At 38.2% G+C, this 18,390-nt stretch carries 10 protein-coding genes and 1 pseudogene; all 11 read left to right on the forward strand.

The features are described 5' to 3' along the window. Positions 1 to 171 precede the first annotated feature (171 nt). The 11 genes and pseudogenes from glgB to rapZ all read left to right on the forward strand — a co-directional run bounded on the left by glgB (position 172) and on the right by rapZ (position 18,385). Entirely contained in the window at positions 172 to 2,088 is a 1,917-nt protein-coding gene (gene glgB / locus BLP58_RS02180; protein WP_013854451.1) for a 1,4-alpha-glucan branching protein GlgB, read from the forward strand. A gap of 5 nt (positions 2,089 to 2,093) precedes the next feature. Then, entirely contained in the window at positions 2,094 to 3,239 is a 1,146-nt protein-coding gene (locus BLP58_RS02185) for a glucose-1-phosphate adenylyltransferase (protein WP_013854450.1), read from the forward strand. Then, on the forward strand, positions 3,229 to 4,377 hold the full coding sequence (gene glgD, locus BLP58_RS02190) for a glucose-1-phosphate adenylyltransferase subunit GlgD (protein ID WP_013854449.1): 1,149 nt from the start codon (positions 3,229 to 3,231) through the stop codon (positions 4,375 to 4,377). Before BLP58_RS02185 ends, glgD begins: the two co-directional genes overlap by 11 nt. 3 nt (positions 4,378 to 4,380) lie before the next feature. Then, positions 4,381 to 5,811, forward strand: a complete 1,431-nt coding sequence (gene glgA / locus BLP58_RS02195; RefSeq protein WP_013854448.1) for a glycogen synthase GlgA — start codon at positions 4,381 to 4,383, stop codon at positions 5,809 to 5,811. Positions 5,812 to 5,821: 10 nt separating this feature from the next. Beyond that, complete coding sequence (locus tag BLP58_RS02200) at positions 5,822 to 8,215, forward strand: glycogen/starch/alpha-glucan phosphorylase (RefSeq protein ID WP_013854447.1); 2,394 nt, start codon at positions 5,822 to 5,824, stop codon at positions 8,213 to 8,215. Further along, complete coding sequence (locus BLP58_RS02205; protein WP_013854446.1) at positions 8,215 to 9,990, forward strand: glycoside hydrolase family 13 protein; 1,776 nt, start codon at positions 8,215 to 8,217, stop codon at positions 9,988 to 9,990. The genes BLP58_RS02200 and BLP58_RS02205 overlap by 1 nt, the downstream gene beginning before the upstream one ends. A gap of 107 nt (positions 9,991 to 10,097) precedes the next feature. Then, positions 10,098 to 11,822, forward strand: coding sequence for a phospho-sugar mutase (locus BLP58_RS02210; RefSeq protein WP_013854445.1), 1,725 nt, complete (start codon positions 10,098 to 10,100; stop codon positions 11,820 to 11,822). A 104-nt stretch (positions 11,823 to 11,926) separates the two neighbouring features. Beyond that, on the forward strand, positions 11,927 to 13,975 hold the full coding sequence (gene uvrB / locus BLP58_RS02215; protein ID WP_013854444.1) for an excinuclease ABC subunit UvrB: 2,049 nt from the start codon (positions 11,927 to 11,929) through the stop codon (positions 13,973 to 13,975). Further along, positions 13,965 to 16,805: pseudogene (gene uvrA, locus BLP58_RS02220) on the forward strand (excinuclease ABC subunit UvrA). Before uvrB ends, uvrA begins: the two are co-directional and overlap by 11 nt. Before the next feature lie 66 nt (positions 16,806 to 16,871). Next, positions 16,872 to 17,414, forward strand: a complete 543-nt coding sequence (locus tag BLP58_RS02225) for an HdeD family acid-resistance protein (protein ID WP_013854443.1) — start codon at positions 16,872 to 16,874, stop codon at positions 17,412 to 17,414. Positions 17,415 to 17,503: 89 nt separating this feature from the next. Continuing rightward, on the forward strand, positions 17,504 to 18,385 hold the full coding sequence (gene rapZ / locus BLP58_RS02230) for an RNase adapter RapZ (protein ID WP_013854442.1): 882 nt from the start codon (positions 17,504 to 17,506) through the stop codon (positions 18,383 to 18,385). The last annotated feature ends 5 nt before the right edge of the window (positions 18,386 to 18,390 follow it).

Genomic DNA, 18,390 nt, shown 5'->3' on the forward strand with positions numbered 1-18,390 from the left:
TTACAGGGGACTATGTCCTCCTTTTTTATGCAATAAAAAACCTGTTAACAGCTTATCATATTGATAAGTCATCAACAGGAAAAATTATAGAGCCTATATTATAAATAAAGTCTTATAATAGTGGTATATTAAAAGTGGAAAGCGCATTCATTTTAAAAGGAAGAGGTATTTATGGAAATTCTTGAAGAACGGTATCGCAAATTCGGCGCTGGTACTGAGCTTCAGCTACAGGATATTTTGGGTTGTCATCAGATAGATCGTAACTTCAGGTTCAGTGTTTGGGCACCAAAAGCACGCCAAGTTTGGTTAGTTGGCGACTTTAATGATTGGCAAAAGACTTTGCCAATGTCAGAAAATGAACAAGGAATTTGGACGGTCATTACTGACCAGCCCCAAATTGGCCAACTTTATAAATTTTTGGTTAAGCAAGCTGATGGTACAGAAGTCATGAAGATTGATCCAATGGCAACGCAATTTGAACATCGTCCGGGGGATGCTGCAGTTGTAGCGAATTTGCCAGAAAAGCACTGGCACGATGCTGCTTGGATTGGCAGAAACAAGCAGATGAATCATTTTGCTAGGCCAATCAATATTTATGAAGTGCACGCTAGCTCATGGAAGAGACATGCTGATGGTTCACTTTATACATTGAAAGATTTACAAAAAGAATTAATTCCTTATGTGCAAAAACAAGGTTTTAATTATATTGAATTTCTGCCATTAACTGAGCATCCACTTGATGCTTCTTGGGGGTATCAGGCAACGGGCTATTTTGCATTATGTAGTACATATGGTACGCCTAGTGAATTGCAAGACTTCGTAGAGGCTTGTCACCAGCATAATATCGGAGTTTTTTGCGATTGGGTACCAGGGCATTTTTGTATTAATAATGATGCTTTGGCATATTATGACGGTACGCCTTGTTATGAATTTGCAGAAAAATGGCGTGCTGAAAATAAAGGCTGGGGCGCACTTAATTTTGATTTAGGTAAGCCGCAAGTACAATCATTTTTGCTTTCAAGCGCATTATTCTGGCTAGAATATTATCATTTAGATGGTCTGCGTGTAGATGCGGTATCTAATATGCTTTACCGCGATTATGATCGCGGGCCTGGTCAATGGCAACCAGATAAGTATGGCGGCAATCGTAACTTAGAGGGGATTGAATTTTTGCATAAGCTGAACCGTACGGTGAAGGGTTTGCATCCAGAGGATTTGATGATTGCTGAAGAAAGTTCAGCTCAAGTTAAGATTACAGGCCGAATTGAAGATGGCGGGTTAGGCTTTGATTTTAAATGGAATATGGGGTGGATGAATGATGTTTTACGTTTCTATGAAATGGATCCTTTATTTAGAAAATTCAACTTCAATTTAGCCACCTTTTCGTTTATGTATCGGATGAGTGAAAATTTTGTTTTGCCATTATCGCATGATGAAGTTGTGCATGGTAAACGAAGTTTAATGAATAAGATGTGGGGCAAGCGTGATCAACAATTTGCTCAATTGCGGAATTTATATACTATGCTGATGACCTATCCAGGCAAAAAGCTCTTGTTTATGGGGAGTGAATTTGGGCAATACTTGGAATGGCGCTTTAATGAAGGACTTGAATGGTCTGAATTACAAGATCCTTTGAATAATAAGATGCGAAGATTTGATCGTGTCTTGAACCAATTCTATTTGGATGAGCCGTCATTATGGCAATTAGAGCAAAAGGAAACTGCTTTAAAGGTAATTGATGCTGATAATAAGGATGAGTCAGTTCTATCTTTTATTCGTCAAGGGAAGCGAAGAAAGGATTTCTTAGTTATCATTCTGAACTTTACACCGGTAGAGCGAAAGAAGTTTGCAATTGGCGTGCCATATTCAGGTGAGTACAAGGAAGTGTTGAATACTGCTCGAGTAGAGTTTGGTGGTCATTGGAATCAAGCAGCGCAAATTTGCACGACGGTAAAGAAGCAGTTTAAGAATATGGAATATCAAGTTGAACTTGATGTCCCTGGATTTAGTGCATTGATCTTGAAACCTAAAGAGGTCAATATTAAGAGACATCTACGGCGCAAACATAGTCAAAGAGGAGGGAAGTAATAATTATGAAGAATAAAATGCTGGGAATGATTTTAGCTGGTGGGAAAGGAACCAGATTAGGCAAGTTAACACAGAATCAGGCTAAGCCTGCCGTTCCATTTGGTGGTCGTTATCGAATTATCGATTTTACGTTGAGTAATTGCGTAAATTCCGGTGTACATGATGTGGGTATTATTACGCAGTATCAACCTCTTACCTTGAACAATCACATTGGTAATGGTGCTAGCTGGGGATTAGATGGATTGAATTCTAGTGCTACAATTTTGCAGCCGTATACAGATAGTCGTGGCAGCAAATGGTTCCAAGGTACGGCTCATGCGATTTACCAAAACATTGATTTTATTGATCGTCAAGATCCAGAGTATTTATTAATCCTATCAGGTGATCATATCTACAAGATGGATTATGAATTAATGCTGGAAGATCACATTAAGAACAATGCTTCTTTAACTGTTGCGGTAATTGATGTGTCGATGAAGGAAGCTCATCGTTTCGGCATTATGAATACTGATGTAAGTGATCGAATTATAGAATTTTGTGAAAAACCAGAACATCCACAAAGCAATCATGCATCTATGGGGATTTATATCTTTAACTGGAAGAGATTGCGTGAAGTTTTAACTACCGCCTTTTCAACTAATGACGACATGATCGACTTTGGTAAGGATGTTATTCCATACTACTTAAAGAGTGATGAACGTGTTTTTGCTTATCCATTTTCGGGTTATTGGAAGGATGTTGGTACCATCGATTCATTATGGGCAGCCAACATGGAATTTTTGGATACTGATAATGCTTTGGATCTCTATGATCGTTCATGGAGAATTTATTCTAAAGACCCAATTGCACCACCTCAAGTAATTACTGACAATGCTGAGATTGATAATTCAATGGTAGTTGATGGCTGTTTCGTTGATGGGACTGTTAAGCACTCGATTTTGTCAACCAATGTTGACGTGAAGAAGGGTGCACAGATTATCGATTCCGTCATTATGCCTGGAGTTAAGATTGGTAAAAATGCGGTAATTAAGCATGCGATTATCGGTGAAAACGCCGAAATTGGTACTGGCGCAGTCGTTGAAGATGAAAAGGGTAAAATTGCTGTAGTTGGAAATTCAGAGAGAGTAGGGGTATTGCAAAATGAAGAATAATAAAATGAGTGCCATTTTCAGCAACCAACATGAATATAAGGAACTCAAGCCATTAACGGATGAGCGCTCGCTATCAACGTTAGCTTTTGCAGGTAAGTATCGATTAATGGACTTCCCATTGTCAAGCATCGTTAATGCCGGAATTAACAATGTTTATGCATTAATCAATCAAGAGAAGGTCAGATCATACTTTGACCATTTAGGTGGCGGTAAAGAATGGGGACTGGATACGATCGGCTCGTATCAATATATTGATTTTTACCAAAAAATAATTCAGCGACAAGTTTCTGGTGAGCCATATTTTGCTGATATCATCGAATTTTTAAAAACGACAAGTTACCCTTATGCTGTCTTTATTGGCAATAAAATGGTTGGTAATTTTGATTTGCAATCAGTTTTGCATTATCACCAAGAAAATGGCAACAAGATTACTGGTGTCTTTAAAAAAGTAAAGCATGATAGCTTAGCCTTTGATGATCAAGTATTTGTGCTAGATAATAACAATAATATTTTGGCTAATCAGCAGATGATGGATACGCAAAAGCAATTTGAATATAATTTGAGCTTGAATATTTATATTGCAAACACCGACTGGATTTTAAAGCAGCTTGAGAAGGCTCAAATGAGCGATTCAACTGCAGATATTTCTAAACTTTTGGCAGCCCTAGCAGCTAAATATAGATCAACGGCTTATGAATATACAGGCTACCTAAGAAATATTCGTGATATTAAGAGTTACTTCGATGCCAATATGGATATGCTGGATCAAAAGCAATTTGCTTCTTTGCTTCAAGGCAATCAAAAGGTAATTACTCGAATTAGAAATGAAGTAGGAAATTATTATTCAGCCGGCTCAATCGTGAAGAATTCCATTTTTGGGACTGGCTGCCGGGTATTCGGTGAAGTGAAGCACAGTGTGATTTCACGACGCGTAGAAATTGATAAAAACAGTTGGGTTCTTAATTCGATTGTAATGTCGAGCGTTAATATCAAAAAGGGTGCTCATGTTGAGTATGCTATTTTGGATAAAGACGTTACAATTGAAGCAGGCGTTACAATTAAAGGAACTCTAGAAAAGCCAATTGTAATCAGAAAATATGATGATGTTAATGACGATTGGATTAGAAATAGAGGATAAATTTTGAGAATCTTATTTGCAGGTGCTGAATGTGCACCATTTGTCAAAACTGGTGGCTTGGGTGACGTATTAGGAGCATTACCTAATGAATTAGCTGAACGTGGCGATGATGTGGGCGTAGTTTTGCCGCTTTACCAAGATATTCCAGATAAATACCGTCAAAAGATGCAATACCAAGGAAACTTTATCGTACCAGTTGGCTGGCGTAATCAATATTGTGGTATTTTTACGTATAAGCATCACGGCGTAACATACTTCTTTATTGACAATGAGTATTACTTTAAGCGTCCAGGAATTTATGGTTATTACGATGATGGCGAGCGATTCGCTTATTTCCAGCAAGCAGTCATTATGATGATGGAGCGATTCAATTTTATTCCTAGTATTTTGCATTGTAATGATTATCACACAGCCTTCATTCCATTTTTGCTTCATGAAAAATGGGGCTTTGTCGATGCATATCGAGGTATTAAGACAGTTCTAACTATCCATAACCTAGAATTCCAAGGAAAATATAATGCCAAAACATTACCGGGTTTCTTCAATATGGGCTATGATTGGTTTGATAGCGGCATTGTTCGTCAAAGCGGTGATGTTAATTGGATGAAGACGGGTATTTTATACGCTGATCGAGTAACGACTGTTAGTCCATCGTATGCACGTGAGATTCAAACGCCTGAGTTTGGTCAAGGCTTAGATGGTATCTTGCGGATGTGCTCACACAAGGTTACTGGCATTTTGAACGGGATTGACTTCAAGCGTTATAATCCAGAAACTGATCCAGATATTAAAGCTAATTATAATGTGAGAAAATTGCGCAAGAAGGTGCAAAATAAGATCGCTTTACAAAAAGAACTAGGCTTAAAGCGGGCAGCTCATATTCCATTGATTGGGATGGTTACTAGATTAACAGCCCAAAAAGGTTGTCAATTATTGGTAGATGAGCTTGATAATATTTTGAAATTCAATGTACAAGTTGCAATTTTAGGTAATGGTGATCCATTCTATGAACATGCTTTAAGTGAAATCGCTAAACGTCATCCAGGCAAGATGAGTTTGACTTTAGCTTTTGATACTAAGCTTGCGCAAAGAATCTATGCTGGTGCAGACAGTTTCCTCATGCCTTCCGCATTTGAACCGTGTGGATTATCACAGCTAATTGCTTTGCATTATGGTACTTTACCAGTAGTCCACCAAATTGGTGGTTTGGCTGATACGGTTTGGGTATATGATAAGACCAAAAATGAAGGGACTGGTTTCGGCTTTAAAGAATTTAGCGGTTATCAAATGGTCCAAGCAATTAAGAACATGCTCGCTGCTTATGGTGAAAAGGATATTTGGTTTAAGATGCAACGGACGGCGATGAAGTCAGACTTTTCATGGCATAAATCCGCTAGTGATTACCAATGGATGTACGGAGAATTGGTAGATTAAGGAAGTATCTATGCAAATTACAAAAGAAGAATTTAAGAAAGAGTTAGAGCAAAAACTCGATAGTCAGTTTGCTGTTGATGTGGAACATGCTAGTTTAGGCGAACTATATAGTGCCTTAAGCAATGTTCTGCGTGATGGCTATGCACCAAATTGGCGTGAAACTAGAATTAAAGAAGCACATGAAGGCAAAAAACAGGTTTACTACTTCTCAATTGAGTTTTTACCAGGAACGCTCTTGCGAAGCAATCTTTTAAACTTAGGTTGGATGGATACTGTTAAATCAGCTCTTAAAGATTTAGGCTTGAATCTTGACGATATTGCCGCTAAGGAACCCGATATGGCTCTAGGTAATGGTGGCCTAGGACGCTTAGCAGCAGCCTTTATGGATTCTTTAGCTTCGACAGGTTATGTAGGCAACGGTAACGGTATTCATTACAAGTATGGCTTGTTTAAGCAAAAGTTTGTAAATGGTTATCAAGTAGAATTGCCTAATGATTGGTTGCAAAAGCATAATCATTGGGAAGTTATGCGAGACAACAAGTCTGTCTTAGTTCATTTTGGCGGACAAGTTAACTTAGTTCAAAAAGATAATTGGATGACTCCGGAATATAATGGTGGTTATTCGATTAAGGCGGTTCCATATGACATCCCTGTAGTGGGCTACCATACTGGAATAGTAAACACTATGCGTTTATGGGATGCTGAAATTCCAGAATCAGAAGAAATTAATTACCCTACTATTGATGATCGACGTAAAGTAGAGGATTTAACTTCGATTCTTTATCCAGATGACTCAAGTTATAGTGGTCGTTTATTACGTTTGAAGCAGGAATACTTCTTTGTTTCAGCTGGTTTGCAGAGCATTTTGCGTTACTACACTAAGGATCTTAAGCAAAATGATATGCATAATTTGCCTAAGTACGTTGCAGTTCATATTAATGATACTCATCCAGCTATGGCTGTAGCTGAGTTAATGCGGCTGTTAGTAGATGAGTACCACATTGATTGGGATGAAGCTTGGAAGATTACCGTACAGGTAATAAGTTATACCAACCATACGATTATGGCAGAGGCAATGGAAAAATGGGACATTAATATGATGACTCAATTATTGCCAAGAATTATGCAGATTATTACCGAAATCGATCGACGCTATGTCATTTCTTTGACTGGTAAGGTTGCAGAAAGCGTTATTAATGATACACGCATTGTTAATAACGGCAATGTGCAAATGGCCCACTTAGCAATTATTGGTTCTCACTCGGTTAATGGCGTTGCACCTTTGCATACTCACTTGCTTGAAACTGAAGTATTGAAAGAATTCTACGAACTTTATCCAGAACGCTTTAACAATAAGACTAATGGAATTACTTTGCGCAGATGGTTGCAGATTGCCAATCCAAAGTTGTCTAAATTGCTTGATCAAACTGTTGGGCGAGATTGGCGGACTGATTCCGCTAAGATGCTGCTTTTGCAAGATTCATACAAGAATGCTAAAGTTTTAAAGCAGATTAACGAAATTAAGTTAGAAAATAAAGAAAAATTAGCTAAATTTATTAAGAAGACAACGGGGATTACTGTAGATCCAACTGCTATCTTCGATGTACAAATCAAGCGACTTCATGCATACAAGCGGCAAACCTTGAAATTGTTGCACATTATTAAGCTTTACCATGACTTGAAGAACGGCATTGATCATCCTAAGAGAGTGGTTATCTTCGGTGCTAAGGCTGCTCCAAGCTATACTTATGCTAAAGATGTCATCAAAGTTATCAACGAAGTAGCTAATGTCATTAACAATGATGCAAGCATTCATGGCAAGTTGAAGGTTATTTTCCTTGAAAATTATGACGTTACTTTAGCCGAAAAGATCATTCCAGCGGCTGATATCAGTGAACAAATTTCTACTACTACGAAAGAAGCTAGTGGGACTAGTAACATGAAACTTATGGCTAACGGTGCATTGACTGTAGCGACAATGGATGGTGCTAATGTTGATATTGCTAAGGCAGTAGGACAAGATAATATCTTTATCTTTGGTTTGAATAAGGATCAAGTCTATGACTATTATAATAAGCATGATTATAAGCCAAGGGATATGTACAACTCTGATCAAGTCATGAAGGAAACTGTTGATGCTTTAATTGATGGTAGTTTTAGTAAGGCAGCTAATGAAGGCAGAGTTTTATATGATTCATTCTTACAAGAAAATGAAGAATTCTTGGTTTTAGCTGATTTTGAAAGCTACTTGCAAGCACAAAAGAAGATTGAAGAAAACTGGCATGATCAACGCAGCTGGACTCAAAAGGCTTTGGTTAATATAGCTCATTCAGAAGAATTTAACGCAGATAATACTGTTGCCCGTTATGCTAAAGACATTTGGGGCTTGAAGAAGCTTAATTAATGAAGATTAAATATAACGCTTGGGATACAGAATATAAGAGTCCTTTTGGAGCGATTAAGGCTAGAACTACAGTGACTTGGAGAGTCAAAATTGATGAACCGGTTGATTATATTAATTTATGGCTCACTAAGGCTGAAGAAACACCTGTACTATATCCAATGAAAAAGACAGATGAGCAGACTTACCACGTACAGGTAACGATTGGTACATCGGGTTTATATCATTATTATTTTGAAATAAAGCAAAGCAATCAAATATCTTATTATCAGGAAGCACTTGGTGGTGAAGGCGAGCTGGTTACTAGCAATCAGAATTTAGCGCAATATCAGTTAACTTGCTATGATGAAGAGGTTCCACAAGTAGATTGGTATCAAGATGGAATTGTTTATCAGATCTTTCCGGACCGTTTTAATAATGGTAATCCGCATGGCGAAATCCTGGGGAAAAAGAAAAATAGTTTTATCTATGCAACTGAAGAAGATACTCCTTTCTATGTCAAAGATGAAAAAGGTCATGTTGTGCGCTGGGATTTTTTTGGCAGTAATCTAAAAGGAATTGAGCAAAAAATTCCTTACTTAAAGAAATTAGGAGTTACCATTGTTTATTTAAATCCTATCTTTTGGGCAGAAAGCAGTCACCGTTATGATACTAATGATTTTATGAAAATTGATCCTATGCTGGGGACTGAAGTTGATTTCATTAGTTTAGTACATGCGTTGCATAAAAATGGCATGTACTTGATTTTAGATGGCGTCTTTAATCATGTTGGTGATCATAGTCACTATTTTCAAGAGGCAATTAAGAGTAAGGCTAGTCCGTATTATTCTTGGTTTTATTTCACGAATTACCCCACAGAATATGATTCATGGTGGGGAATCACTAATTTGCCTAAAGTAAATAAAGCAAATCCTGGTTATCAAAATCTGATTTATGGTGAAGATGGGGTATTAGTCAAATGGACTAGCCTAGGAGTCGACGGTTGGCGTCTAGATATAGCAGATGAACTGCCCATGGAATTTTTGCGACAGATTAGAAGACGATTAAGTGCATTGGATTGTCAGGTTCTAATTGGTGAAGTCTGGGAAGATGCCAGCCATAAGTATGTTAATAATGAACTGAGGACATATACAAGTGGCGACAATTTAACTGGTACGATGAATTATCCTGTTCGTAACTTTATTTTAGAAATCTTGCGTTCACAGGATCACGAAGAAGCAATGCGAATTATTGATCGATATTTACGTATTGTCGAAGACTATCCAGCAGCATTTTTGAAGAACTGTTTAAACAATATTGGTACCCATGATACTGCCCGCATTAAGAATGAATTGGGCGAAAACGAAGATCTGGTTGCTTTAGCATTGGCGATTATGATGATGCTTCCGGGTGTGCCGTGCATCTATTATGGGGATGAAGCTGGTTTAAGCGGAGGTAAAGATCCACAGAATCGAGCATATTTTCCTTGGAATAGAGAAAGTGCAAAATTGGAGCAAATTACGCAGCTATGGTGTCGAAGAAGACGAAAAAATCGACTTTTAGTTGATGGTAGAATTGGCATAATCAGTACCACCCAGAATTTAACAGCAATAGTTCGTTACGATACTAAAGAGGTTAATTTGTTTTGGTTTAATAAAACAGAAAGCGAACATCAGTTGAATTTCGGTCAGGCCATCTTTTATGCCGTACCAGATCAAGTGCGTCAGATTATTGTTAAAAATGATTTAGGCAAGAAGCTAGCTGCAAGACAAGGACTTTTTGAAAAATTTAATCTGTAATTGAGTTAAATTAATTAAGCATAAGTCTTATAATGATTATTAGATAATAGAAATAGAATAAAAAGACAGCTATAAAAATCCATATTATTGAATGAATAGAGGATAAAATGAACGCTAAGGAAATTTATGAACAATGGCAACAAGCCACTAATTTACCAGATTATTTAAAGGATCAATTGGATACTTTAGGTAAAGATGAAAAATGGATTGATGATGCCTTTGGTCAAGACATCAACTTTGGTACGGCTGGTATGAGAGGGCGTCTTGAACCTGGTACTAACCGAATCAACTTATTTACCGTTGGTCGTGTAACTGAAGGTCTTGCTCGTTTGATTTATGAAAATGGTGCAGAAGCTAAAAAGCGTGGCGTTGCCATTTCATTTGATTCAAGATATCATTCAAGAGAATTTGCTGAACATGCAGCTCGTGTACTTGGTGCACATGGCATTCACGTTTATTTGTTTGATGACTTGAGACCAACTCCAGAGTTATCTTATGCCGTTCGTCATTTGCATACTTTTGCGGGAATCAATATTACCGCTTCTCATAATGCTAAGCAATATAATGGCTATAAGGTATATGGCGAAGATGGTGCGCAAATGGCTCCTGAACCAGCTGATCGTTTGTTTAGCTACGCTCAAAAGGTAACTGATATTTTTGACGTTAAGGCTACGCCAGTTAAGGAATTGCGTGCAAACGGCACATTGCAATTAATTGGTGAAGATGTTGATGAAGATTACTTAAATGAATTGAAGGAAGTTACCGTTGACCCAGAGATGGTCAAAGCTAATGCCGACAAGCTGAAGATCATTTATACCCCACTTCATGGTACAGGCAAGATGCTTTATGATCGTGCCTTTAGACAAGGTGGCTTTGACAATGTAATTCCTGTTCCAAGTCAATCAATTATTGACCCAGAATTTCCAACTACGATTAAGCCAAATCCTGAATACCGTGATGTGTTTAAGCCCGGCTTTAAGCTAGCTGATAAGGTTAATGCTAATGTGATCATTGCTACTGACCCTGATGCCGACAGAATGGGTGCTGCTGTTCGTAAGAGCGACGGCGACTTCCAAGTTTTAACTGGTAACCAAATTGCTACTTTAATGGCATACTACTTGTTGGCTCATATGAAGGAAAATGGTCAATTAACCCCTGATTACGAAATTGTCACTTCCGTTGTTTCAAGTGCTTTGCCATTTAAGATTGCTAAAGACTTTGGCATTAAGACTAAGCACGTTTTGACTGGGTTCAAGTACATTGGTGAAGAAGTTGATCGCATGAAGAAGGCTGGGGATGCTAAGTTCCTAATGGGCTTTGAAGAAAGCTATGGTTATTTGTTTAAACCATTTGCCCGTGATAAAGATGCTATGCAAGGGGCTTTGATGTTTGCGGAAGTCGCTAGCTACTATGCTTCTAAGGGCATGACCGTCTTTGATGGCTTACAAGAGATCTGGAAGAAATACGGTGTTGCTTATGAAATCACTAAGGCAATTGAGATGCCTGGTATTGGTGGTCAAAAGAAGATGGCCGCTCTAATGAGCAAGCTTCGCAATGAACACTTGACTGAAATTGGTGGCAGCAAGGTACTTAAAATTCAAGACTTCTTGAAGAAAGAAACGATTGAAAATGGCAAGGCAACTCCACTTGAAGGCTTCCCAGAATCAAACGTTTTGAAGTATTTATTAGATGATGAAACTTGGGTTGCTCTTCGTCCATCAGGTACTGAACCTGTAATTAAGGCCTATGTTGGGGTTAACAAGAAGGATATTGCAACTGCAGAAAAGGCTGCTAAGGATTATCAAGCTGTATTAGCTGAATTACTTAAATAAATGAGCATATTCCGTGCGAAAGCACGTTCGCGGTAGTAAAATATAAATACTAATTAAAAAGTTGGACAATCAGGTCCAACTTTTTTCATGAGGAGTTTTTTACCATGATTAAACGACAAAAAGATCGCAAATTCGAATTAGTATCTAAGTTTAAACCTGCTGGTGATCAGCAGCAGGCGATTGATAAATTAACGGCCGGTTTTAAAAAGGGTTATAAAGAACAAATCTTGGAAGGTGCTACGGGTACAGGTAAGACCTTTACTATGGCTAATATTATCGCCAACTTAAATAAACCAACTTTAGTGATTACTCATAATAAAACTTTGGTGGGACAGTTGTACGGGGAGTTTAAGAGTTTCTTTCCACATAACGCAGTAGAATATTTTGTCTCTTATTATGATTACTATCAGCCAGAAGCATATGTACCACAATCTGATACTTATATTGAAAAAGATTCAGCCATTAATGATGAAATTGATCAATTGCGACATGCGACTACTTCCGCATTAATGGAACGTAATGATGTCGTGGTCGTTGCATCTGTTTCTTGCATTTATGGTTTGGGTGATCCAAAGGAATATGCTAGAAGCGTATTGATGATTCATGAAGGGCAAGAATATGAACGTAATACTCTATTGCGCGATTTAGTGAACTTGCAGTATGACCGTAACGATATTGATTTTCAGCGTGGTCGTTTCCGTGTTCGTGGCGATGTTGTCGAAATTTTCCCAGCTGGCAATTCTGATCATGCTTATAGGATTGAATTCTTTGGTGATGAAATTGATCGGATAGTAGAAGTTGACTCTTTAACTGGTGAAGTGATCGGAGAAAGAGAAAGTATTTCGCTGTTCCCAGCTACGCACTTTATGACTAACGATGAACAAATGCGTCGCGCTTTAAAGGCGATTTCTAAAGAAATGAAGCTGCAGGTTAAGAAATTTGAAGGTGAAGGCAAACTGCTGGAAGCTGAACGAATCAAGCAGCGGACCACCTATGATATGGAAATGATGGGCGAAGTTGGCTATACCAACGGGATCGAAAATTATTCTCGTCATATGGAAGGCAGAAAAGCAGGCGAGCCACCTTATACCTTGCTAGATTTCTTCCCGGATGATTTTTTGATTTTAATTGATGAGTCTCATGCTACCATGCCTGAAATTCGGGCCATGTACAATGGAGACTGCAACCGTAAAAAGACCTTGATTGATTATGGTTTTCGTTTGCCATCGGCTTTAGATAACCGACCATTGAAGCTATCCGAATTTGAAAAACATGTAAATCAGATTTTATATGTATCGGCTACGCCTGGTGATTATGAATTGGAGCGTACGGATCATAAGGTTGAACAGATTATTCGGCCGACTGGGCTGCTTGATCCGAAGATTGAAGTAAGGCCGATTGAAGGGCAGATTGATGATTTAGTTGGTGAAATTAATAAACGAATCGATCGCAATGAGCGTGTCTTTGTAACTACTTTGACTAAAAAAATGGCGGAAGACTTAACCGATTATCTAAAAGATTTAGGTATTAAGGTCCGCTATTTGCACTCAGATATTAAGACGCTAGAAAGAATGCAGATTTTACGTGATTTGCGTTTAGGCAGGTTTGATGTGTTGATTGGAATTAACTTGTTGCGTGAAGGAATTGATGTCCCAGAAGTTTCCTTAGTTGCCATTCTGGATGCTGATAAAGAAGGATTCCTGCGTGCGTACCGGCCGCTTGTTCAGACGATGGGACGAGCTGCTCGTAACGCCAATGGTGAAGTAATCATGTATGCTGATACGATTACGGATTCCATGAAGGCCGCTATTAAGGCAACTAAGCGTAGACGTAAAATTCAGGAAGAGTTTAATAAAGAGCATGGTATTACACCGAAGACGATTATTAAACCAGTGCAAGATATCATTTCAATTACTAAGCCAGATAGTAAAGCTAAGGATGAAAAATCAGATAGTTTTGCTGATTTAAACTTTGATGAGTTGATGGCTAAACAAAAGAAGACAATGATTAAGAATCTGACGGAGCAAATGAAGGAAGCTGCTAAGAAGTTAGACTTTGAAGAGGCCGCCAATTTGCGGGACGCTATTATGGATTTGCAGCAATCGTCAAGAAAACCTAAGACTAGAAAGGGAAAGACTTTTAATGGCAAATGATAAAATTGTTATTCGCGGTGCTCGTGAACATAATTTAAAAGATATTAATTTAACGATCCCTAAAGATAAGCTTGTCGTAATTACTGGTTTGTCAGGATCTGGCAAAAGCTCACTGGCATTTGGTACTTTATATGCTGAAGGACGTCGCCGTTATGTGCAATCTCTTTCTAGCTATGCTAGACAGTTTTTGGGTCAAATGGATAAACCCGACGTTGATTCTATTGATGGTCTAAATCCCGCGATTTCTATTGATCAAAAGACAACATCTCATAATCCGCGTTCTACTGTGGGTACGGTTACTGAAATTAATGATTATTTGCGTCTTCTTTGGGCTAGAGTAGGGCATCCAGTTTGTCCTAATGATGGCACTTTGATTGAGCGTCAATCCGTTGATCAAATGGTTGATCGAATTATGGCTTTGCCTGAAAGAAGCAAAATTCAATTATTGGCACCGGTAGTTAGAGCTAAACGTGGTGAACATAAAGAAGTCTTTAAGCGAGTTCAACGTGCTGGTTATGTTCGGGTAATTGTTGATGGCGAGATGCATGAGATTGGCGAAGAATTTGCTTTGGAAAAGAATAAGCGTCATTCAATTGATATCGTAGTTGATCGTTTAATTGTTAAGCCAAGCATTAAGTCTAGATTATTTGATTCCGTTGAAGCAGCATTGCGCTTATCAGATGGCTATATGAATGTTGATGTCATTAGCGGCAAGATGCTCAATTTTTCAGAATATTATGCCTGCCCAAAGTGCGGCTTCACTGTCGGCGAAATGAAACCAAGACTATTTTCATTCAATGCTCCATTTGGTGCTTGTCCCGATTGTGACGGTTTAGGGATGAAATTAGCGGTTGATGAAGATTTAGTTGTACCCGACAAAAGCAAAACCTTAGCTGAAGGGGCACTTGCACCATGGAAAAATTCCAATTATTATACTGAAATGCTGGAGCAAGCTTGTGCTGCATTAAAGATTCCAATGGATAAACCCTTTAGCAAGCTTACTAAAAGACAAAAAGACATAATTTTGCATGGTTCAACTAAAAAAGTTAAATTTCATGTGACAGGAGATTTTGGCGTTAATGATACTACGCAGCCATTTGAAGGCGTAATGGATAATGTTGAAAGACGCTACAGACGACCAATGTCCAAATTTATGCGTGATGTAATGGGTAAATATATGACAGAACTAACCTGTTCAACTTGTCATGGCAAACGTCTTAATGAAAAAGCTTTAGCAGTTAAGGTAATGGGCAAGGGCATTGCAGAAGCTTCAGATTTATCAATTAACAAGGCCTTGAATTTCTTTAAGGGTGTTAAGTTAAGCGAACAAGAGACAATGATTGCAAAACCAATTTTAAAAGAAGTGCGGGATCGTTTGTCATTCTTAGATAGCGTAGGTCTTGATTACTTAACATTGTCTCGTTCAGCTAATACTTTATCTGGTGGGGAGGCCCAACGTATTCGTTTAGCTACGCAAATTGGTTCCAATTTGTCTGGCGTTATGTATGTATTAGATGAACCTTCAATTGGTTTGCACCAGCGAGATAATGATCGTTTGATCGCATCGCTTAAGAGAATGCGTGATTTAGGCAATTCTTTAATTGTGGTAGAACATGATGATGAAACAATGCGCCAAGCTGATTATTTGGTTGATATGGGCCCAGGTGCCGGTGTTTACGGTGGTAAAGTGATGGCACAAGGAACGCCAAAAGAGATTGAAGAAAATCCTAAGTCTTTAACTGGACAGTATCTTTCTGGCAAAAAGTTTGTCCCAGTTCCTTTAACTAGACGCAAGGGCAATGGTAAAAAGATTACAATTACCGGTGCACAAGAAAACAATTTAAAGAATATCGACGTTGATTTTCCATTAGGGAAATTCATTGTGGTGAGTGGTGTTTCTGGCTCTGGTAAATCCACTTTAGTGAATATGATTTTGAAGCGTGCTTTAGCACAAAAATTAAATAATAATTCTACTAAACCTGGTAAATACAAGTCGATTCGTGGCTACAAGAATATTGAAAAAATAATTGATATTGACCAAAGTCCGATTGGACGAACTCCTCGGAGCAACCCTGCAACTTATACCAGTGTATTTGATGATATTAGAACCTTGTTCGCCCAAACCAATGAAGCTAAAATGCGAGGCTATACCAAGGCCCGCTTTTCATTTAACGTTAAGGGCGGACGCTGTGAAGCTTGTCACGGTGACGGAATTATTAAAATTGAAATGAACTTCTTGCCGGATGTCTATGTACCTTGTGAAGTTTGCCATGGGACGCGCTATAACTCAGAAACGCTGGAAGTGACTTATCGAGAAAAGAATATTGCTCAAGTTCTGGATATGACCATCAATGAAGCATGAAAATTCTTTGAAAATATTCCGAAGATTGAACGTAAATTGCAGACTATTGTGGATGTTGGTTTAGGCTATGTAAAGCTGGGTCAGTCCGCGACAACTTTATCCGGTGGTGAAGCTCAGAGAATGAAGCTAGCTGCAGAATTGCAAAAATTATCAACTGGTAAAAACTTTTATATTTTAGATGAGCCGACTACTGGCCTTCATACGGATGATATTAAGCGTTTGTTGGAAGTGTTGCAGCGGTTAGTAGATGAAGGAAATACGGTTTTAATTATCGAACATAATTTAGATGTAATTAAAAATGCCGACTGGCTAATTGACCTTGGACCCGAAGGCGGTGAAGGCGGCGGCAATATTGTAGCAACCGGTACGCCAGAAGAAGTAGCTCAGGTTAAAGAAAGCTATACTGGCCAATACTTAAAGCCCGTTTTAGAACGCGATACAAAATTAACTAAGGAAGCCAAAGATTAGACCTAGAGTCAAGTATTTTTATTATTCTTGAATAAGAGTAAAATAGGCAACAAGGAGGAATAGTAAATGGATATGTTTTCTAGTTCAAGAGACAATCGCGGCTTTGACTGGGGTGCCTTTATTGCAGGAATCTTGATGGTAGTTGTAGCATTCTTGCTTCTTAGACATCCAGCCAAGGGGTTGCATGCTTTTGTATTAATTTTTGGGATTGTATCAATTGTACAAGGATTAGTTTGGCTAGCAGGATACTCTCGTTTTCGTGCATTCTTTTCACGTAGCTGGGTGGCACTTATCTCAGGCATTTTAGATATTATTATTGGTATCTTATTCTTATGTTCATATGATATTGGTGGCTTGACCATCGCTTATTTGTTTGCAATTTGGTTCTTTGTTGATTCAGTTGTTGGGATTGCTTTTTCATGGCATTTACGTGATTTTTCAACGGGTTACTTTATTTTTAATTTAATCTTGAATATCATTAGTTTAGTTATTGCTGTTTGTTTAATCTTTAATCCAGTCTTAGCTGCATTGAGTCTGGTCTGGTTAGTAGCATTTTGGCTATTGGTATTTGGAATCAATCAAATTGTAGTATCATTTATGCATCGTTAATTAATCATAAAAATTGAAGCCATAAGGCTTCTTTTTTTGCACTCTAGTGAAACACCCGGTATGATATAATTTAACTGGGAGGAATTACCATGGCTGAGGAAAAGAAACAATTATTAATTGTGACGGGGATGAGTGGTGCAGGTAAAACTGTTGTGGCTCATGCCTTGGAAGATATGGGCTACTTTGTTGTTGATAATCTGCCGCCGACTCTGCTCGGAAGTTTTTGGGATTTAATTAATAATTCTAATGACTTTCATAAGGTTGCGGCAGTAATCGATTTACGAGTAAAAACATTTTATCGTGACTTGTTGGATGAGGTTAATTCATTAGAGGATAATGGCAATGTTCAAGCTACTATTCTATTTTTGGATGCTTCAGATGATGTCTTAGTTGCTCGATATAAAGAAACTAGGCGTCTGTCACCATTAGCTAATAATGGTAAAGGCAGATTGCTTGACGGCATTCAAGAAGAGCGACATATCTTAACTCCAATTAAGAATCGTTCTAACTATATTATTGATACTTCAAATTTATCAACTAAAGAATTAAAGCAAAAATTAATTAATACGTTCAGTGACCGCAAACGTCAGCCTTTTTCTATTGAGGTAATGTCCTTTGGCTTCAAGTATGGAATGCCAATTGATGCCGATATTGTGATGGATGTGCGTTTTTTGCCTAATCCATTTTATATTCCAGAATTGCGGCCATTTACCGGTTTAGACAAGCGGGTTTTTGATTATGTAATGAATAAAAAAGAGACGCAAGTCTTCTATAAGAAACTGCTAGATCTGCTGGAAACAGCTATTCCCGGCTACATTAAAGAAGGAAAAGAAAAATTAACTATTGCTATTGGCTGTACTGGTGGGCAGCACCGCAGCGTGTCAATTGCTCAGCAATTAGCTCGTGATCTAGCTAAAAAATATCCAGTTGATATTACTCACCGTGAAGTGAGTCGTTATATTAGAAAGTAGGTGTG

Origin of the sequence: Lactobacillus kefiranofaciens, assembly GCF_900103655.1 — a bacterium.
GTDB classification, from domain to species: domain Bacteria; phylum Bacillota; class Bacilli; order Lactobacillales; family Lactobacillaceae; genus Lactobacillus; species Lactobacillus kefiranofaciens.